The 468-nt window shown below is 68.4% G+C and carries 1 protein-coding gene; it reads left to right on the top strand.

Going from position 1 to position 468, the window contains the following annotated elements; all coding sequences use genetic code 11:
• Window positions 1-468, top strand: a 468-nt coding sequence (locus WFI16_RS26900) for a multicopper oxidase domain-containing protein (protein ID WP_419900920.1), incomplete at both ends; no start/stop codon positions are given.

Genomic DNA, 468 nt, shown 5'->3' with positions numbered 1-468 from the left:
GCCAACATCACCGGGCGCCGCCGCCCGGCCATGGCCATCAACGGGCAAATTCCGGGTCCCGCTCTGCGCTTCCGCGAGGGCGAGGAGGTGGTGATCAACGTCGCCAACCGGCTGCGCGAGCACACCTCGATCCACTGGCACGGCCTGATCCTGCCGAGCGGCCAGGACGGCGTGCCCGGCATCAGCGACGGCTTCCAGGGCATCGACGCGGGCAGCACGCACCAGTACCGCTTCCCGCTCGTGCAGGCCGGGACCTACTGGTACCACAGCCACTCGGGCCTGCAGGAGCAGTCCGGGATCTACGGCGCCATCGTCATCGACCCCGCGACGCCGGAACCCTTCGGCTACGACCGCGACTACATCATCCAGCTGTCGGACTGGACGGACGAGACGCCGAGCCACGTCATCGCCAACCTCAAGCGCGACCCCGGCTACTACAACTACAACAAGCGCACCCTGGCCAGCCTG

Origin of the sequence: Roseomonas sp. USHLN139 (genome assembly GCF_037145735.1) — a bacterium.
Taxonomy (GTDB): domain Bacteria; phylum Pseudomonadota; class Alphaproteobacteria; order Acetobacterales; family Acetobacteraceae; genus Pseudoroseomonas.
Note: the sequence above shows the minus strand (reverse complement) of the source record. Positions and strands in the feature narration are given on the sequence as shown.